This window comes from Bradyrhizobium sp. WSM3983, assembly GCF_000473045.1.
Classification (GTDB): Bacteria; Pseudomonadota; Alphaproteobacteria; order Rhizobiales; family Xanthobacteraceae; genus Bradyrhizobium.
Genome location: NZ_AXAY01000039.1, coordinates 34,235 through 53,005, shown reverse-complemented (window position 1 = coordinate 53,005; position 18,771 = coordinate 34,235). Strand labels below are relative to the sequence as shown.

Here is an 18,771-nt window from a genome sequence, read left to right as displayed (position 1 = left end):
AATGAAAGTTGAAGCGATCTTGGGATGCCACCCCTGAGTAGCGTCACGAGGTCTGCTGTAGGTTCCGATTTCGCTATCCAGTGGAGAACCTACCGGCGTTGCATCGGCCGCTTCGGGGACGGTCGGTCATGACACCTTAGGCGACGTCCCGGAACGGTCCGAGCGTCGATACTATCGTGGGCTCTAAAACAGTGGTTGATCATCGGCCATGCTAGGGCAACGCCTTCTTGATCGAGAAAAGTCAAAACCCAGTCGTCAGGCCTTCAGCAACTTAGCCCCTTCGAGTTGGTCGGGGAGCGATCGATGTTATGCCGATATTCCGCGGGCGGTGCCTGAAAGGCGCGAACGAAAGCACGACGCATGTTTGCAGGGTTACCGAACCCGGCCCGATGGGCAATTTGCTGAATAGTTAGCGGCGTAGTCTCGAGTAGAATGCGAGCGGCCTCGATCCGGATGTTTTCGACAAAGCGCGCAGGGGTGGTCATCATTTCGTCCATGAACGCGCGGCTGAAATTCCTCGGGCTCATAGCTGCACGCTTGGCGAGCGCGTCGACCGAAAGATCGGCGACGAGATTGTCTAGCGCCCAGTCCATCACCTGGCTGATCTGAGTATTTGTGATTGATTGCGCTTTCAGGAATTCGCTGACTTGAGGGTGGTTGCCCGGACGCCGCAGGAAGAGCACCAACATCCGGGCCACATCGAGAAAAGTCGCCCGACCGCAATCGTTCTCGATGAGATAAAGGCACAGATCGATCCCGGCCATGCCACCGACAGCGGTATAATAGCTGCCGTCCCGCACGAAGAGCCTATCCGGCTCGACACGGACCTCTGGAAACATGTTTGCAAGCTGCTTAGCGTGATCGTGACGTGTGGCGACGCGCCGTCCGTTGAGGAGGCCGGCCGATGCCAGGATGAATGTTCCGGTACATGTGGCACAGATGCGTCGCGCCGAGGGCGCGTTTCGTTTCAGCCAGTCGATAAGAAGCTGGTCGCCGTCAAATGGGTGAAGTTCTTGAGTGCCAGTAATCAAGATCGTATCGTAGGCCGCATCCAGTTCGGGTCCGATAATCTTATCGGGAAGGGTACGGATGCCGGACGAACCCACGATGGGGCCGGGCCGAACGCTGATCAGATCGACTTGGTAACGAAATGGCGTCGCGGCTGATCGGCCGGCTTCGTTGAACGCGTCGCTCGGACCTATGAAGTCGATCGCGTTGGCACCGTTGATGATGACGATGCCGACTCGAAGACTAGGCCCAACTTCTCCATCGCTTTCACGGGGCGGAGGAGGGTCGATGTTCGCCATAGATAGATGCCTCGACGCCTCAGCCGCGCACGGCCTCACGATCCTTGTTGCCGGCTTTTCGGGCCGCCTGTCGTTGATCTAACCGAACGTTCGATGACGATTATGTGTGAGCCCGCTGCAGTCGTGCGGCCAAAGACACGTCACCATCGGCCATTTGCGCACCGACGGATGCTCGGTTCGGCAACCTTCGACGCCTTAAGATTGAAAGAGAACGTCGCATCCGTCTTGCGACGGTGCGCATAGCGCGTGGCGACTTGCGATGCAGGCGCGCGCGATAGCCGCTGCAATAACCTGAGCGTTCTATGGTCTGCTGGGTACTGGATGGTTAGGTGAGGGCAGAGTTGTATCTGCCCACGCACTTCGAAACCGAAGTCGATATTCGCCAGGGCCTACGCCAAGGTTTCTGACGAATGCCCGCCTCATACCGTCGGCATTCCCGAAGCCGCAGCGTAGGGCGATCTGCTGTAACGATTTTCCACTATCTTCGAGGAGCAGTCGTGCCGCATCCAGTCGCGCCGCGTCCACAAACTCGGTCGGCGTCATGTTCATTTCCCGGCGGAACACCCGTGTGAAATTCCGAACACTCATGCCAGCCCGTTCGGCCAAGCTATCGACCGCGAGTGGCGCCGCAAGATTGTCGAGGACGTATTGCTGGACCTGTTGGATCTTTGTCTTGCCGGACATTTGCGCTGCAAGATGGGCGCTAAATTGTGATTGACCGCCGGGCCGTTTCAGGAACATGACCATATAACGTGCAACGATCAGAGCGAGGTCTCGTCCATAATCTTCCTCGACGAGAGCGAGCGCGAGATCCATGCCGGCGGTGACACCAGCGGTCGTGAAGAGGTTACCGTCTCTAATAAAAATTTGGTTGGAATCGATATTGAGAGTTGGATACTGGGCGCGCAGACGGGCCGCGCATTCCCAATGCGTCGTTACACGCTTTCCCTCGAGCAAGCCGGCCGCCGCGAGCAAAAAGACACCCGTACAGACAGATCCGAGTCGACGGACCGTGCTGGAGCGCCGTCGTAGCCACTGCACAGTCGCTGGATCAATCGTCTCAAATGTCGGATCGCCGCCGACCAAAAGAGTGTCGATCGGTTCGTCGGCTTGAAATATGTGTCGGTCAGCCAAGAAGCGCAGGCCTCCCGTCCCGAGAACAGGTTCGGCTGATCCCGCTATCACCTGCACGGTATAGGCGCTGGGATCTCCGAGCCGTCTTGCGGCCTCCCCGAAGACTTCCGCGGGACCGACGATGTCGAGGGATTGAACACCGGGCGGAGCTAGTAGTGCGATGCGCATCAATAATCCCCAGTAGGCCCAAGTTTCATGCAATTCTCGTTCCGGCTATTCGCCACCGATGCGTCATTTTCGGCCAAACTTGCGTGGTATTCGGACTCCGTGCACGGGTTACAGAGCAAACTCCACGTGGGAGCCGCTGGTTTAGAGCACCTATTCAAAGGTAATGCTCAGATCCGCTTTTGGATGCGGCAGCCATCCACAACGCCAGAAGCAGATCTGCAATTCGCGATTTTAGCCGATTTGCTTGAGGGTTGGCCAGTGCACGCGCGGGAAGACCGTTCCATTCGCCGCAGGAGTTGCAGAGCGATCCCTCTCGACTACGCTGCCTCCAAGGCGTCCATAAAAGCGAAGGCCTGCGACATTCGCTTCGAACACCCGCAGGTGTAGCCTGCAGCCAAAAGCTTTGCCAAAAGCTGACCAACGATGTCATGGAACAGTCGCTCGCCTAGTCCCTGACCACGAGCCTGAAGAATCTCTAAGGCGATGAGAGGAGCGCCTTAGGAGAAGCTTGGGTCGCGTCGCCCAGTAAGCCAGACCGCTGGACCATCCGCTCCAGCACGGTAAGCCAAATCTCGTAGTAGTCCCAACTATGGTCGGTATTCTCGTGAGCGACCTCCCATGCGGCGATGCTTGATATCATTTCCGAGCGGAAGTCGTCCCATTCGAACACGCCCTGCTTGGAAAGAGCCAGCGCTATTCCGAAGGCTTGGCGCTGCCAAGGCGCACCGAAGCACAGGCTTCCATTGTCCTTGGGCGGCATGTCGGACTTTCCCATCATGCTGCTCAGGGCGAAATGCTCGAAGTTCGTCTGCATCGTTGTCTCAAGCACTCGGCGGCTTGACGATGGCCACTCCCATCATCGATTCGGGCGTGACTAGCGCCGCAAGTTGCTCTTCGCCGAGATGTTCTGTGCCTTCCGGCCGCTCGGGAACGACGAACCAGCGAATCTGGGCGCTGCTGTCCCAGGTCTTGATCTCCTTAGTCGGATCGATGTTCAGCCCGAACTCGCCGAGCACCTTCCGCGGTTCACGCGCAGCTCGTGCACGGAATGAAGGGTCCTTGTACCAGTAGGGCGGAAGGCCGAGGATCGGCCACGGGTAACATGAACAGAGCGTGCAGATGATGAGGTTGTGCACCTCGGGCGTGTTAATCGCCGCTTTCATATGCTCGCCTTCGGCGCCGGCACCCTTGGTCGCGAAATTCATCTGTTCGACGGCGGCCATGGTGTCTTGGGCCAGAAGTGTCTTGAACGCCGGATCGACCCACGCCTTCGCAACGAGTTTGGCGCCGTTGAACGGACCCATCTCAGTCGCGAAGATCGCCATGATCTTGTCGACGGTCTCGCTGGTGATAACACCCTTCTCGATGAGAAGAGCCTCAAGCGCGCGTGCGCGCGCCGCGTTCACCGCCTCGCGGTCTCTCGAATATTCGAAGCGCTCCATCGAGGTCTCCTCAGGATGCGGTGGCAGGTTCGAGGTAGGCCTCGAACAGATCTGCATAGAAGGTGAAGTTTGTTTCGGTATTGCCTGGCCAGAGATCTTCGGGATCGAACTTGACGCAGTAAGCCGGCATCGCCTTCCCGAGTCCGTCGGGTCCCGTGTCGCAAAGGTAGGCGTAGGCGTCGGGATAGACGCTGTCGATGACGCCCACCTTGTTCCGGAGATGACCCGGCAGGCGCGTGTGGTCGACTGAATTCGGGTCGGCGACCCGAACCGTATCTCCGGCCGCGAAGCGGGGCGGAGCTGATCGCTCGCGTTTCGGGTCGTCCCCAATCAAGAGGTATTTTCGTACGCGAGCATCGACTTCGGCGTCTCCGCCCCTCGGCATCGCCGGTGCCGAAGACAGAAAGGCCTTCGTCCGCGCATCGAGCTCTGCTCGGGCGATATAGCCCTTGGCAACGAAATAGCCGGAGATACCGCCGAGCCATTTTTCGTAGTAGCGGTACTTGAAGTAATCGAATGGATTCATCGACTCGGCGCCTTTGCGCAGGTCCGCCCAGGTCCACTCGGTGTTGAAAGTGCTTGATGTCGCGTCGAGCTCAAGTTGCGAGCTCAGCGCCATCATCGCGGTGTGGATGCCGAAGATCCGCTCCTCCCAAGCTTCCACGAATATCCGTGTTTCGAGCGAGATCGGATCGAGGCCTTCCAGGCCGCCAAGATAGTGTTGCAGCTTCATGTTGGAGCCGTTTTCCTCCGGATTGGGTACGCTGCCGCCAGAATCCAAAACGCCGCGGGATATCGAGACGCAAAGTCGATCGTCTCGTCGGCATGAAACGCGGTAAACCTTCTGAGCTGCCGATCCGCGCTAAGCGACGAGATCCTGCTGTGACAGGTCGGCAATCTCGTTGCGAATACGAGCCGCATCGAGCCCTCTTCCGATGAAGACGATCGCGCTGGTCCGAGGCTCCGCCGCGCCCCATGGGCGACCTGGCCGACCGTCGAGCGTCATGTGGACGCCGTGAAACACCCAACGCCGCGCTTCGCTCGCCAGCGATAATATGCCCTTGCAGCGCAGAAGCCGGTCACCGTTCTGTTGAACGAAGGCGTTGAGCCATCGGAAGAACCGAGGTCCATCCAACGGGTGTTCTTCACGTACCTCCACGCTGATCACTGACAAATCGTGCTCGTGTTCTAGATCGGAGAGCAGCAGCGGTTCGATCGCCAGGCAGCTCTTCAGATCGAACGCCTTCACGTCTATGATTGATGAGACAACCACCCGGCCGTCAACCGGAGCCACCACACGAGCCATCGGGTTGATGGTCCTAATGGTCGCCTCACACTTGGCGAGGCTGCCTTCTCCGGCCAGATCCAGCTTGCTGATCACTGCGATATCGGCAAAGGCGATCTGTTCGGCAGCGACGTTTTCGCCGGAGCTTTGGTCGGCAAGCCACCGATCGATATGGGTGGCGTCCACTACCGTTACGACCGCATCGAGCATGGTCGCTGCTGACAGCACTTCGTCGACAATAAAACTCTGTATGACGGGTGCGGGATCGGCCAGACCCGTAGTCTCGATAAGGATACGGCGAATCGGCTTCGTGCCGGAAAGGAGATTGGTGATCGTCGTAACCAGATCGGTGCGGACCGTGCAGCAGATGCAGCCGTTGTTGATCTGGAGGATTTCATCGTCGACGCCGATCACCAGCTCCGCGTCGATGCTGATCGTCCCGAACTCGTTCACGATGACCGCGGAGCCCGCCATCAGATCGCTTTCGAGGAGCTGATTTAGCAGCGTCGTCTTACCCGATCCCAGAAAGCCGGTCAGGACAGTGACCGGAATTTTTCGCGATGTCGCCATCAACCCCTGCGCTTCTTTGCACCACTCCCTGGGGAAGCTAGTTTTGGGGCGAGGGGCATCGCAACATTGGCATACGTGCAAATTCTGCCAAACAGCGTCAACTTCGTGCATTGGCGGGGGCAAGGCCAAGATACTTAAGCGTCTGGTGAGAGCCAAATTCCTCGTCATCATTGGCGTCGCGCTTGCGGGCATGATCGCTCTGGTGCCAATTGCGTTGTACAATATCCGCAGCCAGATGATGGCGGATCGACAGGCCAAGATCCAGCAAATGGTCGATATCGGGCACGGTATCCTGGCGCACTACCAAAAGTTTGAAAGCGACGGAAAGCTTAGTCGCGAGCAGGCCCAGGCTGCTGCTCTCGCGGAAATCAAGGGGCTGCGCTACGGCAAGGTCGAGTTCTTCTGGATCAACGACATGGTTCCGCACATGATCATGAGCCCGGCCAAGCCTGAGCTCGATGGCAAGCCGGTCGGAGAGTTTAAAGATCCGGCTGGAAATTACCTCTTTCGGGGCTTTGTCGACGTTGTGCAGAAACAGGGCGCCGGCTTCTACGGCTACCTCTGGCCAAAAATGGGCTCCGATCAGCCGGTTTCCAAGCTATCCTATGTAAAGGGTTTTGCGCCTTGGGGCTGGATCATCGGCACCGGCATCTATCTCGACGATGTCGACGTGATCTTTCGGCAGACCGCCTGGACGTTCGCTTGGATTTGCCTTGGTGTCGTTGTGCTGGTGCTCGCCATTTCCCTTGCAATCAGCCGCACCGTGACGCGGTCTCTCACCACGATTACCACTCTTACCGAGAGGCTTGCTTCGGGGGAAGATGATTTCGAGGTACCGTTCACGACCCGCCGCGATGAAGTCGGGAGTCTCGCCCGCGCCTTGCGCGTATTTAAGGAGAACGTAGCCGCGGTTCGGAAGATGAACGACGATCAGCAAAAGCTCAAGCAGAGCGCTGACGAAGACAAGCGCAGGACGATGGTCGAACTTGCCGGCAAGTTCGAGGCAAGCGTCGAAAGCGTGGTGCGGCAGGTCTTCGATGAGGCGAGCGAGATGCAGAGGGCCGCAGAGAGTATGTCAGCGAGCGCCGATCATGCCAATGGACGCGCGAACTCGGTTGCGGAAGCGGGTCGCGAGGCTTCCGAGAACGTGCAAATGGTAGCTTCGGCTGCCAGTCAACTGTCGGCTTCGATCAACGAGATAAGCCATCGCGTGACACAGGCGGCTCAGGTTGCCGACAAGGCCGCCAACGACGGGCAGCGTGCCAATGCCACAGTGCAAGGGCTCGCCGCGGCGGCCTCCAAGATCGGCGAGGTCGTTGGACTCATCAACCAGGTTGCGGCGCAGACCAACCTGCTCGCGCTGAATGCCACGATTGAGGCGGCGCGGGCTGGCGAAGCCGGGAGGGGTTTTGCGGTCGTAGCCGCGGAAGTGAAGTCGCTCGCGACGCAAACGGCCAAGGCCACCGACGAAATCGGGGCGCAAATTTCTTCGATACAGGCGGAGACGACTTCCGTGGTCGGCAACATTCAGAGCATTCTCGCGACCATCACAGAGGTAAACGAGATATCGTCGTCGATCGCCTCGGCCGTGGAGGAGCAAGGCGTTGCAACGCAAGCCATCGCACAAAGTGTGCGGGACGCGGCTTCCGGCACGAACCGGGTTTCGCAGAACATCTCCGATGTCAGCACCGCCACGTCGCAAACCGGTCAGGTGGCGGGCACCGTGCTTGGCTCGAGCGCGCGCCTGACGGGCAAGTTGCAGCTGTTACAGGAGGAGGTCAGCGGCTTTGTTGCAAGCGTCCGGGCGGCATAGGGCGAGATTCGTTCTGTGTGTTGAAAGGAGGCATCGAGACTCGATGCGAGCGGTCATAGGCGCTGCTCCTTCATGAGTCGGTAGAGATGTGCCCGGCTGATGCCCAGCAGCCCGGCCGCACGGCTTCTGTTGCCGCTCGATTGCTTTAGGGCGGCCCTGATCTCCGTCGCCGTCTGGGACTGAATACGCTTCTTGAGCGGTTGCGGTTTGCGCGCCTCGTCCTGCTCGGGACGTAGATCTGCGGGGAGCAACACCAGTTGACTGGTTACGACGAACCGGGTGAGCACGTTTTCGAGTTCCCGAACATTGCCTGGCCATCGATGTGCAAGAAGCGCTGTGATCTCCCTTCGGCTCAAGTCCTTCGGCACCGCACTCAATCGGGCTGCAATCCGCGTCAGCAATTGTCGCGCGAGAAATTCGGTGTCCTCACGGTCGCGAAGGGGAGGGACGTCGATCGGCAGCACGCCGAGGCGGTAGTAAAGGTCCTGTCTAAAGCGGCCAGCGCGCGCCAGTTCGGGCAGCGATTGATTAGTTGCGCAAATGACGCGGGCATTGACGGCGACCGGCGTCGTGCCGCCAACGCGTACGATCTCGTTGGTCTGGAGAACGCGCAGCAAGCTGCCCTGGAGGTGTAATGGCATATCGCCAATTTCGTCAAGGAACAGGGTACCTCCGGAAGCCAACTCGAACTTTCCCAGCTTTCCGCGACTGCGCGCGCCGGTGAATGCGCCGCCTTCATAGCCAAATAACTCGGCTTCGATCAGCTCGCCCGGGATTGAAGCGCAATTGATCCAAACGAAAGGACCCTCGGATCGGCTTGAATGCGCGTGGATGGCGTGGGCGGCCAATTCCTTGCCGGAGCCAGTTTCACCCGAGATTAAAACAGGAAGATCGTGCCCTGCGACGACCTCAAGAGAGTTTCGGTAGGCGTCCATGAGCTCGCCTTGCCCCACGATGTTGCTCATGCCAAACCGCGAACGCCAAGGTTTGTTGCCTTGGGGCAGTGCCAGCTCCGCTTGCGAGATCCGACGGAAGGTTCGTTTCAGAGCAGCGAGATCCGAAAACAGTGCCAAGCCAACGGCACCGATGATTTGACCATCCTGAATTACTGGAACTTGCTTCGTAATGAGTTGATGTCCGCGGACCTTCAAAGGGTAACCAACATGGCTTCCTTCACCACGCGCAACGAGATGGAGCTTGGTCTGTGGACCCACGACGTCGGTAATGTGCCGTCCGATAAAATCATCCGCTTTACCGCCTAATAGTCTGCAGTATGGCTGGTTGATCAATACGATTGTCCCAGAAGTATCAACCGCGACGAGGCAGTCCGATACATGGTCGAGAACAAGCTTCAGGAAGCCTGCTTCCTCGGACGAGCCGACGATCCACTGTGAAAGGACCATTGGAATCTACCTCGGCACGTGTCACTCGGGTGACAGTATTGTCACTTTAATGAGACACTAGCCTTGCAGTCTATGAGCGTCAACTCGGCGCGATCGCGCTGACTTTTGGCAAATTGTACCGAAGTTCCAATAAGATGCGCGGTGGCGCGTCTCTGCGAGCAAATTTGGCACGGAGCTTGCGAACCTCTTGCGTGGGAAACAAGCAAGGGAGGCTCGAGTGACACTCAGCAAAGCCATTAAAATCGGAGACACCATTGTGGAGGTCTCAGGAGCAGGCACGCCATTGGTGTTCGTGCACGGCTTCACGACCACAGCCGAGTTCTGGCGCGAGCAGGTCGAGGCGTTTTCGTCTCGTCATCAGATGGTTCGCATCAACTTGCCCGGTCATGGCCGTTCACCTCGTCCAGAGGATCGGAGATATACGATCGATGCATTCGTGAACGACGTGCTCAGTGTGTATCGCACATTAGCCATCGAATCGGCGGTCCTCGTGGGTCTCTCCATGGGAGGAACGGTGGCCCAGAGTTTCGCGCTGTCTTACCCGGAGCGCGTGCGAGCGCTGGTACTTGTGGGAGCCACACCACATGGATTGGGCGCAGACGTCAACGTCGACAACGTCCTCAAAGCCATCGATGAGTTGGGCGTCGTATCAGCAAGTCAGAGGGTCATCGAACGATCCTTCGGCTCTGCTGCAAGCCCCGAGCTCATCGAATTCGCCAGGAAGGAAGTTGCGCAAACGCCGGCCTTCGTGGCTCGCGAAGCGATCAAGTCGCTCAACGCGTCGGACAGCCGTTCAAGGTTGGGAGAAATCCACGTGCCAACGCTCGTGGTAGTTGGCGACGAAGACATCATTACCCCGCCGAGCGAGTCGCGCGCCCTGGCCGCCGGCATTCCCAATAGCGAGCTTGCGATCATATCTGAAGCCGGTCACTTCCCGATGCTCGAACGACCTGACCGCTTCAATCCCTTGTTCGGCGAGTTTTTGATGAAACAAGGCATTTCGTTGTCACACGTGAGTGCAACGGCCAACGTGCAACAAAACATTTGATGCGGGAGGAAAACATGTCCATTCACGCCATAACGTCTGAGCCCTCGGTCCCCACAACCCGCAATCTCGACCGGGATACCAAACGTATTATCTTCGCCGCCGCACTCGGCACTGTTTTCGAGTGGTACGACTTTTTCATATACGGCTCGCTAGCTGCGTTCTTCAGCACTCTGTTCTTCCCAAAAGGGAATGAAACAGCGGCATTGCTGGCGGCACTGGCGACATTCGGCGCAGGCTTCGTCCTTCGTCCCTTCGGTGCGATCGTGTTCGGGCGGCTCGGCGACCTCGTCGGTCGCAAGAAGACGTTTCTCGTCACCATGCTGGTGATGGGTCTCGCTACAGCGGCCGTCGGGCTGCTACCGACATTCGAGACTTTCGGCTGGTGGGCTCCCACTATCTTGGTTGGATTGCGGCTGCTGCAAGGTCTCGCCGTCGGTGGCGAATTTGGAGGTGCCGTGACCTATGTTGCGGAGCACTCTGATGTGGATAAGAGGGGGTTCACGACAAGCTGGATTCAGATCACGGCAACGCTTGGTTTGTTCCTCTCGCTGGCTGTGATCCTCCTGTGTCGTTCTTCGATGTCAGCGGAGACTTTCGCGAGTTGGGGTTGGCGCATACCGTTCATCGGATCCATCGGTCTTCTCGTCCTCTCCCTGTACATTCGCCTCAAGCTGCACGAATCGCCTGTGTTTCAGCAAATGAAGGCTGACGGCAAAAGCTCGAAAAATCCGATCGGCGAGACTTTCGGTGACCGCCGCAATCTGCGTCTAGTGCTTGTCGCGATCTTCGGAGTCGTGGCAGGTCAGGCGGTGGTTTGGTACACGGGACACTTCTACAGCCTCTACTTCATGACGACCGTGCTGAAGATGAGTCTCGAGCAAGCGAACTTCTATCTGCTCATCGCGCTGGTTCTTGGAACGCCGTTCTTTCTGTTCTTTGGCTGGCTTTCTGACAGAGTGGGCCGCAAACCGATCATCGTCGCGGGATGCGCCTTGTCGGCCATTTTGATCATCCCTCTCTTTCAGGCGTTGGCCAGTTACGGCAATCCTGCGCTTGCTGAATTCCGTTCAAAAACTTCGGTGGTGATTCACGCGAATGATTGCAGCGAGGATCAGTCGTTGTTTGGTCGCCTCTTCAGCCCAAAGGCAACGAAAGAGTGCACCCGCGTGAAGTCGTTCTTGTCCGCGCATGCCGTGCCTTACGTTGTGAAGGCCGATGCTGCATCTCTCAACGTTCAAATCGGAAATGATGCAGCTATGCCCTTTGAGGAAACCATGATCCTTAAGGTGCTCAGCGAAAGAGGCATGCCGGCATTAAAAGCGCCCGCGGAGCCAAACGGTCCCATGGTCGTAGCAGTGCTTTTCGTTCTCGTGTTCCTGGCGACCATGGTTTACGGGCCGCTTGGTGCTCTTCTGGTCGAGCTTTTTCCGGCCCGTATCAGATACAGCGGCGTCTCCGTCGCGCTGCAGTTCGGCAATGGATGGATCGGGGGATTCGCACCATTCGTCGCAACAGCGGTCGTCGTCGCGACTGGCAACATCTTCGATGGACTTTGGTATACCGTCGCGTTCGCAGCTTCGACGGCAATTATCGGAGCTCTATTGCTCCCGGAAACCCGTGGTCGGGACATCAATACGTGATGACTCGTACTGATCCGCTGGCAGACCGGCTCGTCTGCTAATTCTCCCTAGACTAGGCGGGGCCGTTGCTGAATCCCGGCAGCGGCCCTTTTTTCTGCTGTCGAAACATAGGCGCTCAATCCGTTAGACAGTGAGAGATGCAATCGCTTGGGTTTCGAAGCTCATGAGTGCGTCGCTTCGGCGGCGCGGTCAACTTCGCAGGTTTTAAACGCAGCGTTCGGAAGAACTGGTTGAAGGGCGCACGAGTTCTTGAAAGCTGCAGCTACACTATCAACGGGGAATGCTCGATGGGCGCAAACGAGAACAAAACTGCCGTGGAGAAGGTTTATCCAGTTTCGACCGAATGGGCCAAGCGGGCCTTCGTCGGTTACGCTAAATACCGGGAGATGTACGCGCGCTCGGTCTCGGATCCGAACGCCTTCTGGGCGGAGCAGGCCAAGCGCATCGACTGGATGCACGCGCCCACCAAAATCGAGAACGTCTCCTTTGCGCCGGGCAACGTCTCGATCAAATGGTTCGAGGACGGCGTCCTCAACGTCGCCCACAACTGCATCGACCGCCATCTGCACAAGCGCGCCAACCAGACCGCGATCATCTGGGAAGGCGACGATCCCTCGCAGTCGAAGCACATTACCTATCAGGAGCTGCACGACGAGGTCTGCCGGATGGCCAACATCCTGCGCACCCGCAACGTCAGGAAGGGCGACCGCGTCACCATCTATTTGCCGATGATTCCGGAAGCAGCCTACGCGATGCTGGCCTGCGCGCGGATCGGCGCCATCCACTCCGTGGTGTTCGCCGGCTTCTCGCCGGACTCACTCGCCCAGCGCATCAGCGACTGCCAGTCCAAGGTCATCATCACCGCGGACGAGGGCCTGCGCGGCGGCAAGAAGGTGCCGCTGAAGGCCAATGTCGATGCGGCCCTTGCTAAAGCGGAAGGCGTCGACTGGGTCGTCGTGGTCAAGCGCACCGGCGGCAAGGTCGATATGAACCCGTCGCGCGATCTCTGGTACCACGACGCCGCCAAGATGGTGACGACGGAGTGCCCGGCCGAGCACATGCACGCCGAAGATCCGCTGTTCATCCTCTACACCTCAGGCTCGACCGGCCAGCCCAAGGGCGTGCTGCACACCTCGGGCGGTTACCTCGTGTTCGCCGCGATGACGCATCAATACGTCTTCGACTATCACGACGGCGACATCTACTGGTGCACCGCCGACGTTGGCTGGGTCACGGGCCACAGCTACATTCTGTATGGACCGCTGGCCAACGGCGCAACCACGCTGATGTTCGAAGGCGTGCCGAATTATCCGGATAATTCGCGATTCTGGGACGTCATCGACAAGCACAAGGTCAACATCTTCTACACCGCGCCGACCGCGATCCGCGCGCTGATGCAGTCGGGCGACGAGCCCGTGACCAAGACCTCGCGGGCTTCGCTCCGCCTGCTCGGCTCGGTCGGCGAGCCGATCAATCCGGAGGCCTGGGAATGGTATCACCGCGTCATCGGCGACGGCCGCTGCCCGATCGTCGACACCTGGTGGCAAACCGAAACCGGCGGCATCCTGATCACGCCGCTGCCGGGCGCGACCAAGCTGAAGCCGGGCTCGGCGACGCAGCCGTTCTTCGGCGTGGTGCCCGAGATCGTCGACGCCGACGGCAAGGTGCTGGACGGAGAGACCTCGGGCAATCTCTGCCTCACCCGCTCATGGCCGGGCCAGATGCGCACGGTCTATGGCGATCACGCACGCTTCGAGCAGACCTATTTCTCGACCTACAAGGGCAAATACTTCACCGGCGACGGCTGCCGGCGCGACGCCGACGGTTATTACTGGATCACCGGCCGCGTCGACGACGTCATCAACGTCTCCGGCCATCGCATGGGCACCGCGGAAGTCGAGAGTGCACTCGTTGCCCATGAGAAGGTGTCGGAAGCCGCCGTGGTCGGCTTCCCGCACGACATCAAGGGCCAGGGCATCTACGCCTATGTGACCCTGATGGCCGGTGTCGAGCCGACCGACGATCTGCGCAAGGAGCTCGTGACCTGGGTGCGCAAGGAGATCGGTCCGATCGCCTCGCCCGACCAGATCCAGTTCGCGCCGGGCCTGCCCAAGACCCGCTCCGGCAAGATCATGCGCCGCATCCTGCGCAAGATCGCCGAGGACGAGCCGGGCAGCCTCGGCGACACCTCGACCCTCGCTGATCCCGCCGTCGTCGATGATCTCGTGAAGAACCGGCAGAACAAGCGACCGGCGTGAGCTGGGAGCTTGGCGGGCGAAATTACTCTGCTTAGGTGCGGCAGGGCGCGTCACTCGTGGCGCGTTCTCGCGGCGACGAGGGGTAGTTGCCGTTGGGCAGCCACTGAGCGGATGCAACGCTGAATCGACTGCAGCAATATGCAGTTCGGTGGCTACGTGCCGGCGTGCCCGTGCGAACGTTCTCGAAACTTCCGACGCGCCGGTGATCACGGTGCTTGTTGTGACCTTCGGGATGGCGGACCCGTTCGTCAAATACTAAACCGACATTGCTCGGTGTAAAACACAACTTCAGCTTTTGATCCTCAGCCGGCATTCCGAAAGAGCTTTTCGTCGCGCATCTACCGCTTTTTTGGCTCACCGGACCGGACCGGGAGCGCCGAGGCCGAGATCGCGCGATAGCCTGGGCCAAGCTTACGTTGGCTTCTGGTCAGGTGGATGTGCAAGAACGGCGACATCTCATGATTGCGGGCGTTGTTGGGAGCATCCCTAGATACGTGACCTGCTTCGCAATCTGATGTCCGTGCGCGCAATACGGATAAGGTCCATTGCTTGATTTGATCGGCGGTGGCCTTTTTTTGAATCTCGGAGCGCGAGCGATGTTGCGGTGCCCAGTTCATTTCCCGCTATTCTTGGAGACGGCGCGATGTTCCGCCTGCAAAGCAGGTGCCATTGATCTGTGCGTCGTCTGGCTCGCGGTATTCCCACATCGGAACTGGATCTGGATTGTAGTGTTCAGAGCGTGCGACCCAACCGAAGTATGGGTTTGTTTGCTTAGCGTGGATTGTACGACGCCGACGGTCGGCAGGATCAGAGAGAACCTCTCCGCCGTGCCTACAGCAGTGCCCGTCCATTCTGCATTTCCCTGCCTCTTCCAGATCTGGAGATGCGGCGTCGATAGAAAACGCACATGCCAACGAAACTGCTTCGGGTGCCTAACATCAAATCGAGCGCCAGGTGAGACTGTCTGCAATGCAGCGACGACCTCCTCGAGAGACGTGTTTGATCGTGAAATCTCTTCTCATGTCCGGCCCGGAACATTAGAGTCCCCGACTACGGTCAGAAGACGGATCCCCCCATCTATCCTCCAAAGGTCGGGTCGTCTGAATTCGCCGCAAAGAAAAGCGCGGTCACTAAATCAACTTGCAAATTGCAGAAGTCGCGCGGACCGGGTTTCGTTCCACGCTCGGGGCGTTGTTCAGATTTCGTACCAATCTAGTGTCGTAATATCTGGGCCAGGAACAGCTTCGAGCGCGCGTGCTGCGGGGCGGCAAAGAATTCCCGTGGCGCGTTCGATTCAATGATCTGGCCGGCATCCATGAACACCACCCGGTTAGCAACCTCGCGGGCAAATCCCATCTCATGCGTCACGACGAGCATAGTCATACCCTCCTTCGCAAGGTCGACCATGGTGTCCAGCACCTCCTTTACCATCTCGGGATCGAGTGCAGAGGTCGGCTCGTCGAACAGCATTACCTTGGGGTTCATGGTGAGCGCGCGCGCGATCGCGACGCGCTGCTGTTGACCGCCGGACATCTGCCCTGGAAACTTGTTGGCCTGGTGAGGGATCTTAACCCGCTCCAGAAATTTCATCGCGGCCGCTTCGGCGTCCTTCTTCGGGATGTTGCGTACCCAGATCGGCGCCAGAGTACAATTTTCCAGCACGGTGAGATGTGGAAACAGGTTGAAGCTCTGGAATACCATGCCGACTTCGCGCCTGACCGCGTCAATGTGCTTGAGGTTGGGTCCGAGCTTGATGCCGTCGACGACGACCTCACCCTCCTGAAATTCTTCCAACGCGTTGACGCAACGGATCAGCGTCGACTTGCCGGAGCCCGAGGGGCCGCAAATCACAATACGCTCACCCTTACCGACCTCGAGATTGACGTCTCGGAGCACATGGAAGTCGCCGTACCATTTGTTAAGATCGTTAATTCCAACGATAGAATCAGTAGCCATCGCCTGCCTCAATTGCGCTGGTGCGCGTTTAATCTATGCTCGACAAACAGCGAGTAACGCGACATTCCAAAACAGAAGACGAAATAGATCGTGCCAGTTAGGGCGAAGCCCGTGAATAGGCTCGATGGTGTCGCCCAGAGAGGGTCGCTGAAGGATGCCCGCATTGAACCTAGCAGGTCGAACAAAGCCACAATTGATACGAGCGACGTATCCTTGAACAGCCCAATGAAGCTGTTGACTATGCCGGGAATGACGTGGCGCAACGCCTGCGGCAGGACGATCAACGCAGTTGTCTTCCACCAGGTTAGGCCCACCGCGCTCGCCGCTTCGGTCTGGCCGCGTGGGATCGCCATCAGCCCACCGCGAATAACCTCGGCTTGATAGGCGCCTGCGAACAGCGAGATCCCTATAAGCGCACGCACCAGTCCGTCGATCGTGAAGCCGGTTGGCACGAAGAGCGGCAGCATGTAGGTCGCAAAAAATAGCACCGTAATGAGCGGCACGCCGCGCCAAAACTCGATAAAGGCGATCGAAAAGGTCCGGACTAGAGGGATCGTCGATCGCCGGCCGAGCGCCAGACCGATGCCGATTGGCATCGACGCGACGATGCCCGTTACGGACACGACAAGCGTTATCAGCAGGCCGCCCCATAGCCTGGTATCAACGACCGGCAGGCCGCCACGATCGAGGCCCATCACAGCGATCAGGAGACCGATACCAACGAACGTCGTCAAGCTCGCCAGCAACGGCCGCCAGCCCGCACGCGCGCCCCCGCCCAGCATAAAGATCAGCGCCGAGATAATTGCCGTCGTCAGGAGTAGGTCGATCCACACCGGACGGCCCGACGATTGAATCGAAATGTGCAGCCAAACCAGCGGCGTAAGCACCCACGAGATCGCGGTGCTGATTCCAACAATCAGCTTGCCAGCCAGCCACAAAAACGGACCGATGACCGCAACGGCGTCTCCTGCGAGGACGAGCTTCCGTCCGACTTCTCCGATCGAAGCATTGAAGCCGGTGAGCAGAGCCGAGATCCAACTCACCGCGAAGCCGTCGAGTCCACCGCCATACAGCAGAAAGAAGGCCACGATCGGGAGCGCTATGAAAAACAGACTCGCATTGAGCCCCTTAGCAGGTAGCTTTGGAATCAGTAGCGGGAGCAGAAGCACTGCGGCGAGCATGAAGGTCAGATTGACCCGCCACCGTTCAGGCTCCGGATAGAATCCATATACGAATTGGCCGAATTTGGCATGAACGAAGGGCCAGCATGCACCAACGACGTGACCAGCATTTTCGGCTAGACAGGCACTACGGTCTGCACCGCTCCAGACAGCATCGATCAATAGGAATTTGACCGTAGGCACCAGCAGCACCCACAGCAACAGCGCGCAAACGATCGTGACCAGGATGTTAGTTACAGAATTGAACAGACGTACGCGCAAAAAGCCGACAAAACCCGTGGTCTTCACCGGCGCGGACCGTTCAGACACCAAGTCTTGGCGCACGAACGAAGGTGTTTCACCGTCTCGCATCAAATCGTGCTCCTGCTGATCCGCCACCCGTACAGGTTCATGATCGCGCTGGTCACGAGCGAGATCAGCAGATAGACCCCCATCGTGATGCCGATGATCTCGATCGCTTGCCCGGTCTGGCTCAACGTCGTTCCAGCAAACACAGAAAATAGATCAGGATAGCCGATCGCGACGGCAAGCGAGGAGTTCTTCGTTAGATTGAGATATTGGCTCGTGAGCGGCGGCAAAATCACCCTGAGCGCCTGTGGAATTACGATCAGCCGCAGCGCGGTGCCGCGCCGCAACCCAAGCGAGGAGCCGGCTTCCATCTGTCCCTTGTGCACCGACAGTATGCCGGCGCGCACGATCTCGGCGATGAATGCCGCCGTGTAGGTCGATAGAGCCAGCGTCAGTGCGACGAACTCGGGAATGAGACGAGAGCCGCCGGCAAAATTAAATCCTTTCAGCACAGGGGTCTCAAACGTCACCGGCGCGCCGAACGCCAACGCCGCGATCAATGGCAAGCCGACCAGATCTACCAGAGCATAGGGCCACACCTTGATCACCCGGCCGTGTCGATAGAGCTGCTGACGGGAGTAGCGCCACAGTAAAAACGAGATGACCATAGCCAGCAAAATGGCACCGACGAACGGCTCGAGACCAGGTTCACCGGTTGGCCGCGGAATGATGATGCCGCGATTGTTGACGAAAGCGCCGCCAAAGAACGAGAGGCTTTGTCGCGGACTTGGAAGCGCCGCGAGCACCGCCAGATACCAGAACAGGATCTGGAAAAGCAGCGGCAGGTTGCGCACCAATTCAACGTAAGCACCGGCGATTCTCGACAAGAGCCAGTTGGACGATAGCCGGCCAAGCGCAACAATGAAGCCAATCGCCGTGGCAAAGAAGATACCAATGACGGAAACCAGAAGAGTATTGAACAAACCCACCAGAAAAGCGCGGGCATAGGTGTCGGATCCCGAGTAGGAGATCAGGGTCTGATTGACGTCGAAGCCCGCGTTGCTCTGCAGGAAACCGAAGCCGGCGGTGATCCGCTGCGTCTGCAAGTTTGCGCGGACATTGGCGATGATTTCATAGGCCAGCCAAGCGAGGATGGCTGCGAACAAAAGTTGGAGCGCGAATCCGCTCCAACCTGCTCGCCCGCCCAGCGCACGCTGCAGTCGTTGTATAGATTGCGGAGGGGGTTTCCGGGGAGCAATGGTCATTGCGTTGCTCTAG

General features: G+C 58.5%; 14 protein-coding genes. 4 read left to right on the top strand and 10 right to left on the bottom strand.

All coding sequences use genetic code 11. The features are described from left to right. Positions 1–263: 263 nt before the first annotated feature. The 6 genes from YUA_RS46185 to YUA_RS0136555 all read right to left on the bottom strand — a co-directional run bounded on the left by YUA_RS46185 (position 264) and on the right by YUA_RS0136555 (position 5,906). Positions 264–1,307, bottom strand: coding sequence for a GlxA family transcriptional regulator (locus YUA_RS46185; RefSeq protein ID WP_051383584.1), 1,044 nt, complete (start codon positions 1,305–1,307; stop codon positions 264–266). A 300-nt stretch (positions 1,308–1,607) separates the two neighbouring features. Next, positions 1,608–2,609: a GlxA family transcriptional regulator gene (locus YUA_RS46180; protein ID WP_051383583.1), complete on the bottom strand. Its 1,002-nt coding sequence runs from the start codon at positions 2,607–2,609 to the stop codon at positions 1,608–1,610. A gap of 475 nt (positions 2,610–3,084) precedes the next feature. Further along, the gene (locus tag YUA_RS0136570; protein ID WP_027535110.1) at positions 3,085–3,423 is read right to left on the bottom strand and encodes a nitrile hydratase accessory protein; all 339 of its coding nucleotides are present in this window, start codon (positions 3,421–3,423) and stop codon (positions 3,085–3,087) included. Between the two features lie 7 nt (positions 3,424–3,430). Further along, a complete protein-coding gene (nthA, locus tag YUA_RS0136565) occupies positions 3,431–4,051 on the bottom strand; it encodes a nitrile hydratase subunit alpha (protein ID WP_027535109.1) in 621 nt (206 codons plus the stop codon). A 10-nt stretch (positions 4,052–4,061) separates the two neighbouring features. Then, positions 4,062–4,784 (bottom strand): nitrile hydratase subunit beta, encoded by a 723-nt coding sequence (gene nthB / locus YUA_RS0136560; RefSeq protein WP_027535108.1) that lies wholly within the window; start codon positions 4,782–4,784, stop codon positions 4,062–4,064. 129 nt (positions 4,785–4,913) lie between these two features. Then, positions 4,914–5,906, bottom strand: a complete 993-nt coding sequence (locus YUA_RS0136555) for a GTP-binding protein (RefSeq protein ID WP_027535107.1) — start codon at positions 5,904–5,906, stop codon at positions 4,914–4,916. A 145-nt stretch (positions 5,907–6,051) separates the two neighbouring features. On the opposite strand from YUA_RS0136555, the gene YUA_RS0136550 reads away from it, so the two are divergent. Then, on the top strand, positions 6,052–7,719 hold the full coding sequence (locus YUA_RS0136550) for a methyl-accepting chemotaxis protein (protein WP_027535106.1): 1,668 nt from the start codon (positions 6,052–6,054) through the stop codon (positions 7,717–7,719). A gap of 53 nt (positions 7,720–7,772) precedes the next feature. On the opposite strand, the gene YUA_RS0136545 is transcribed toward YUA_RS0136550, so the two are convergent. Next, positions 7,773–9,122 carry a sigma-54-dependent Fis family transcriptional regulator gene (locus YUA_RS0136545; protein WP_027535105.1) on the bottom strand — a complete coding sequence of 450 codons (1,350 nt, stop codon included), beginning with the start codon at positions 9,120–9,122 and terminating at the stop codon, positions 7,773–7,775. Between the two features lie 217 nt (positions 9,123–9,339). Here YUA_RS0136545 and YUA_RS0136540 point away from each other — a divergent pair, with 217 nt between their 5' ends. From YUA_RS0136540 to acs, 3 genes are all read left to right on the top strand, one after another. Then, positions 9,340–10,170 carry an alpha/beta fold hydrolase gene (locus tag YUA_RS0136540; RefSeq protein ID WP_027535104.1) on the top strand — a complete coding sequence of 277 codons (831 nt, stop codon included), beginning with the start codon at positions 9,340–9,342 and terminating at the stop codon, positions 10,168–10,170. Positions 10,171–10,184: 14 nt separating this feature from the next. Then, the gene (locus YUA_RS0136535; RefSeq protein ID WP_027535103.1) at positions 10,185–11,810 is read left to right on the top strand and encodes an MFS transporter; all 1,626 of its coding nucleotides are present in this window, start codon (positions 10,185–10,187) and stop codon (positions 11,808–11,810) included. Positions 11,811–12,097: 287 nt separating this feature from the next. Continuing rightward, positions 12,098–14,068, top strand: a complete 1,971-nt coding sequence (gene acs / locus YUA_RS0136530; protein WP_027535102.1) for an acetate--CoA ligase — start codon at positions 12,098–12,100, stop codon at positions 14,066–14,068. 1,212 nt (positions 14,069–15,280) lie between these two features. Here acs and YUA_RS0136525 read toward each other — a convergent pair. Genes YUA_RS0136525 through YUA_RS0136515 form a run of 3 tightly spaced genes read right to left on the bottom strand, consistent with a single transcriptional unit; the run spans position 15,281 to position 18,758 of the window. Then, complete coding sequence (locus YUA_RS0136525) at positions 15,281–16,024, bottom strand: amino acid ABC transporter ATP-binding protein (protein ID WP_027535101.1); 744 nt, start codon at positions 16,022–16,024, stop codon at positions 15,281–15,283. Between the two features lie 8 nt (positions 16,025–16,032). Next, a complete protein-coding gene (locus tag YUA_RS0136520) occupies positions 16,033–17,556 on the bottom strand; it encodes an amino acid ABC transporter permease (protein ID WP_027535100.1) in 1,524 nt (507 codons plus the stop codon). Continuing rightward, positions 17,556–18,758, bottom strand: coding sequence for an amino acid ABC transporter permease (locus tag YUA_RS0136515; protein WP_027535099.1), 1,203 nt, complete (start codon positions 18,756–18,758; stop codon positions 17,556–17,558). The genes YUA_RS0136520 and YUA_RS0136515 overlap by 1 nt, the downstream gene beginning before the upstream one ends. Positions 18,759–18,771 lie beyond the last annotated feature (13 nt).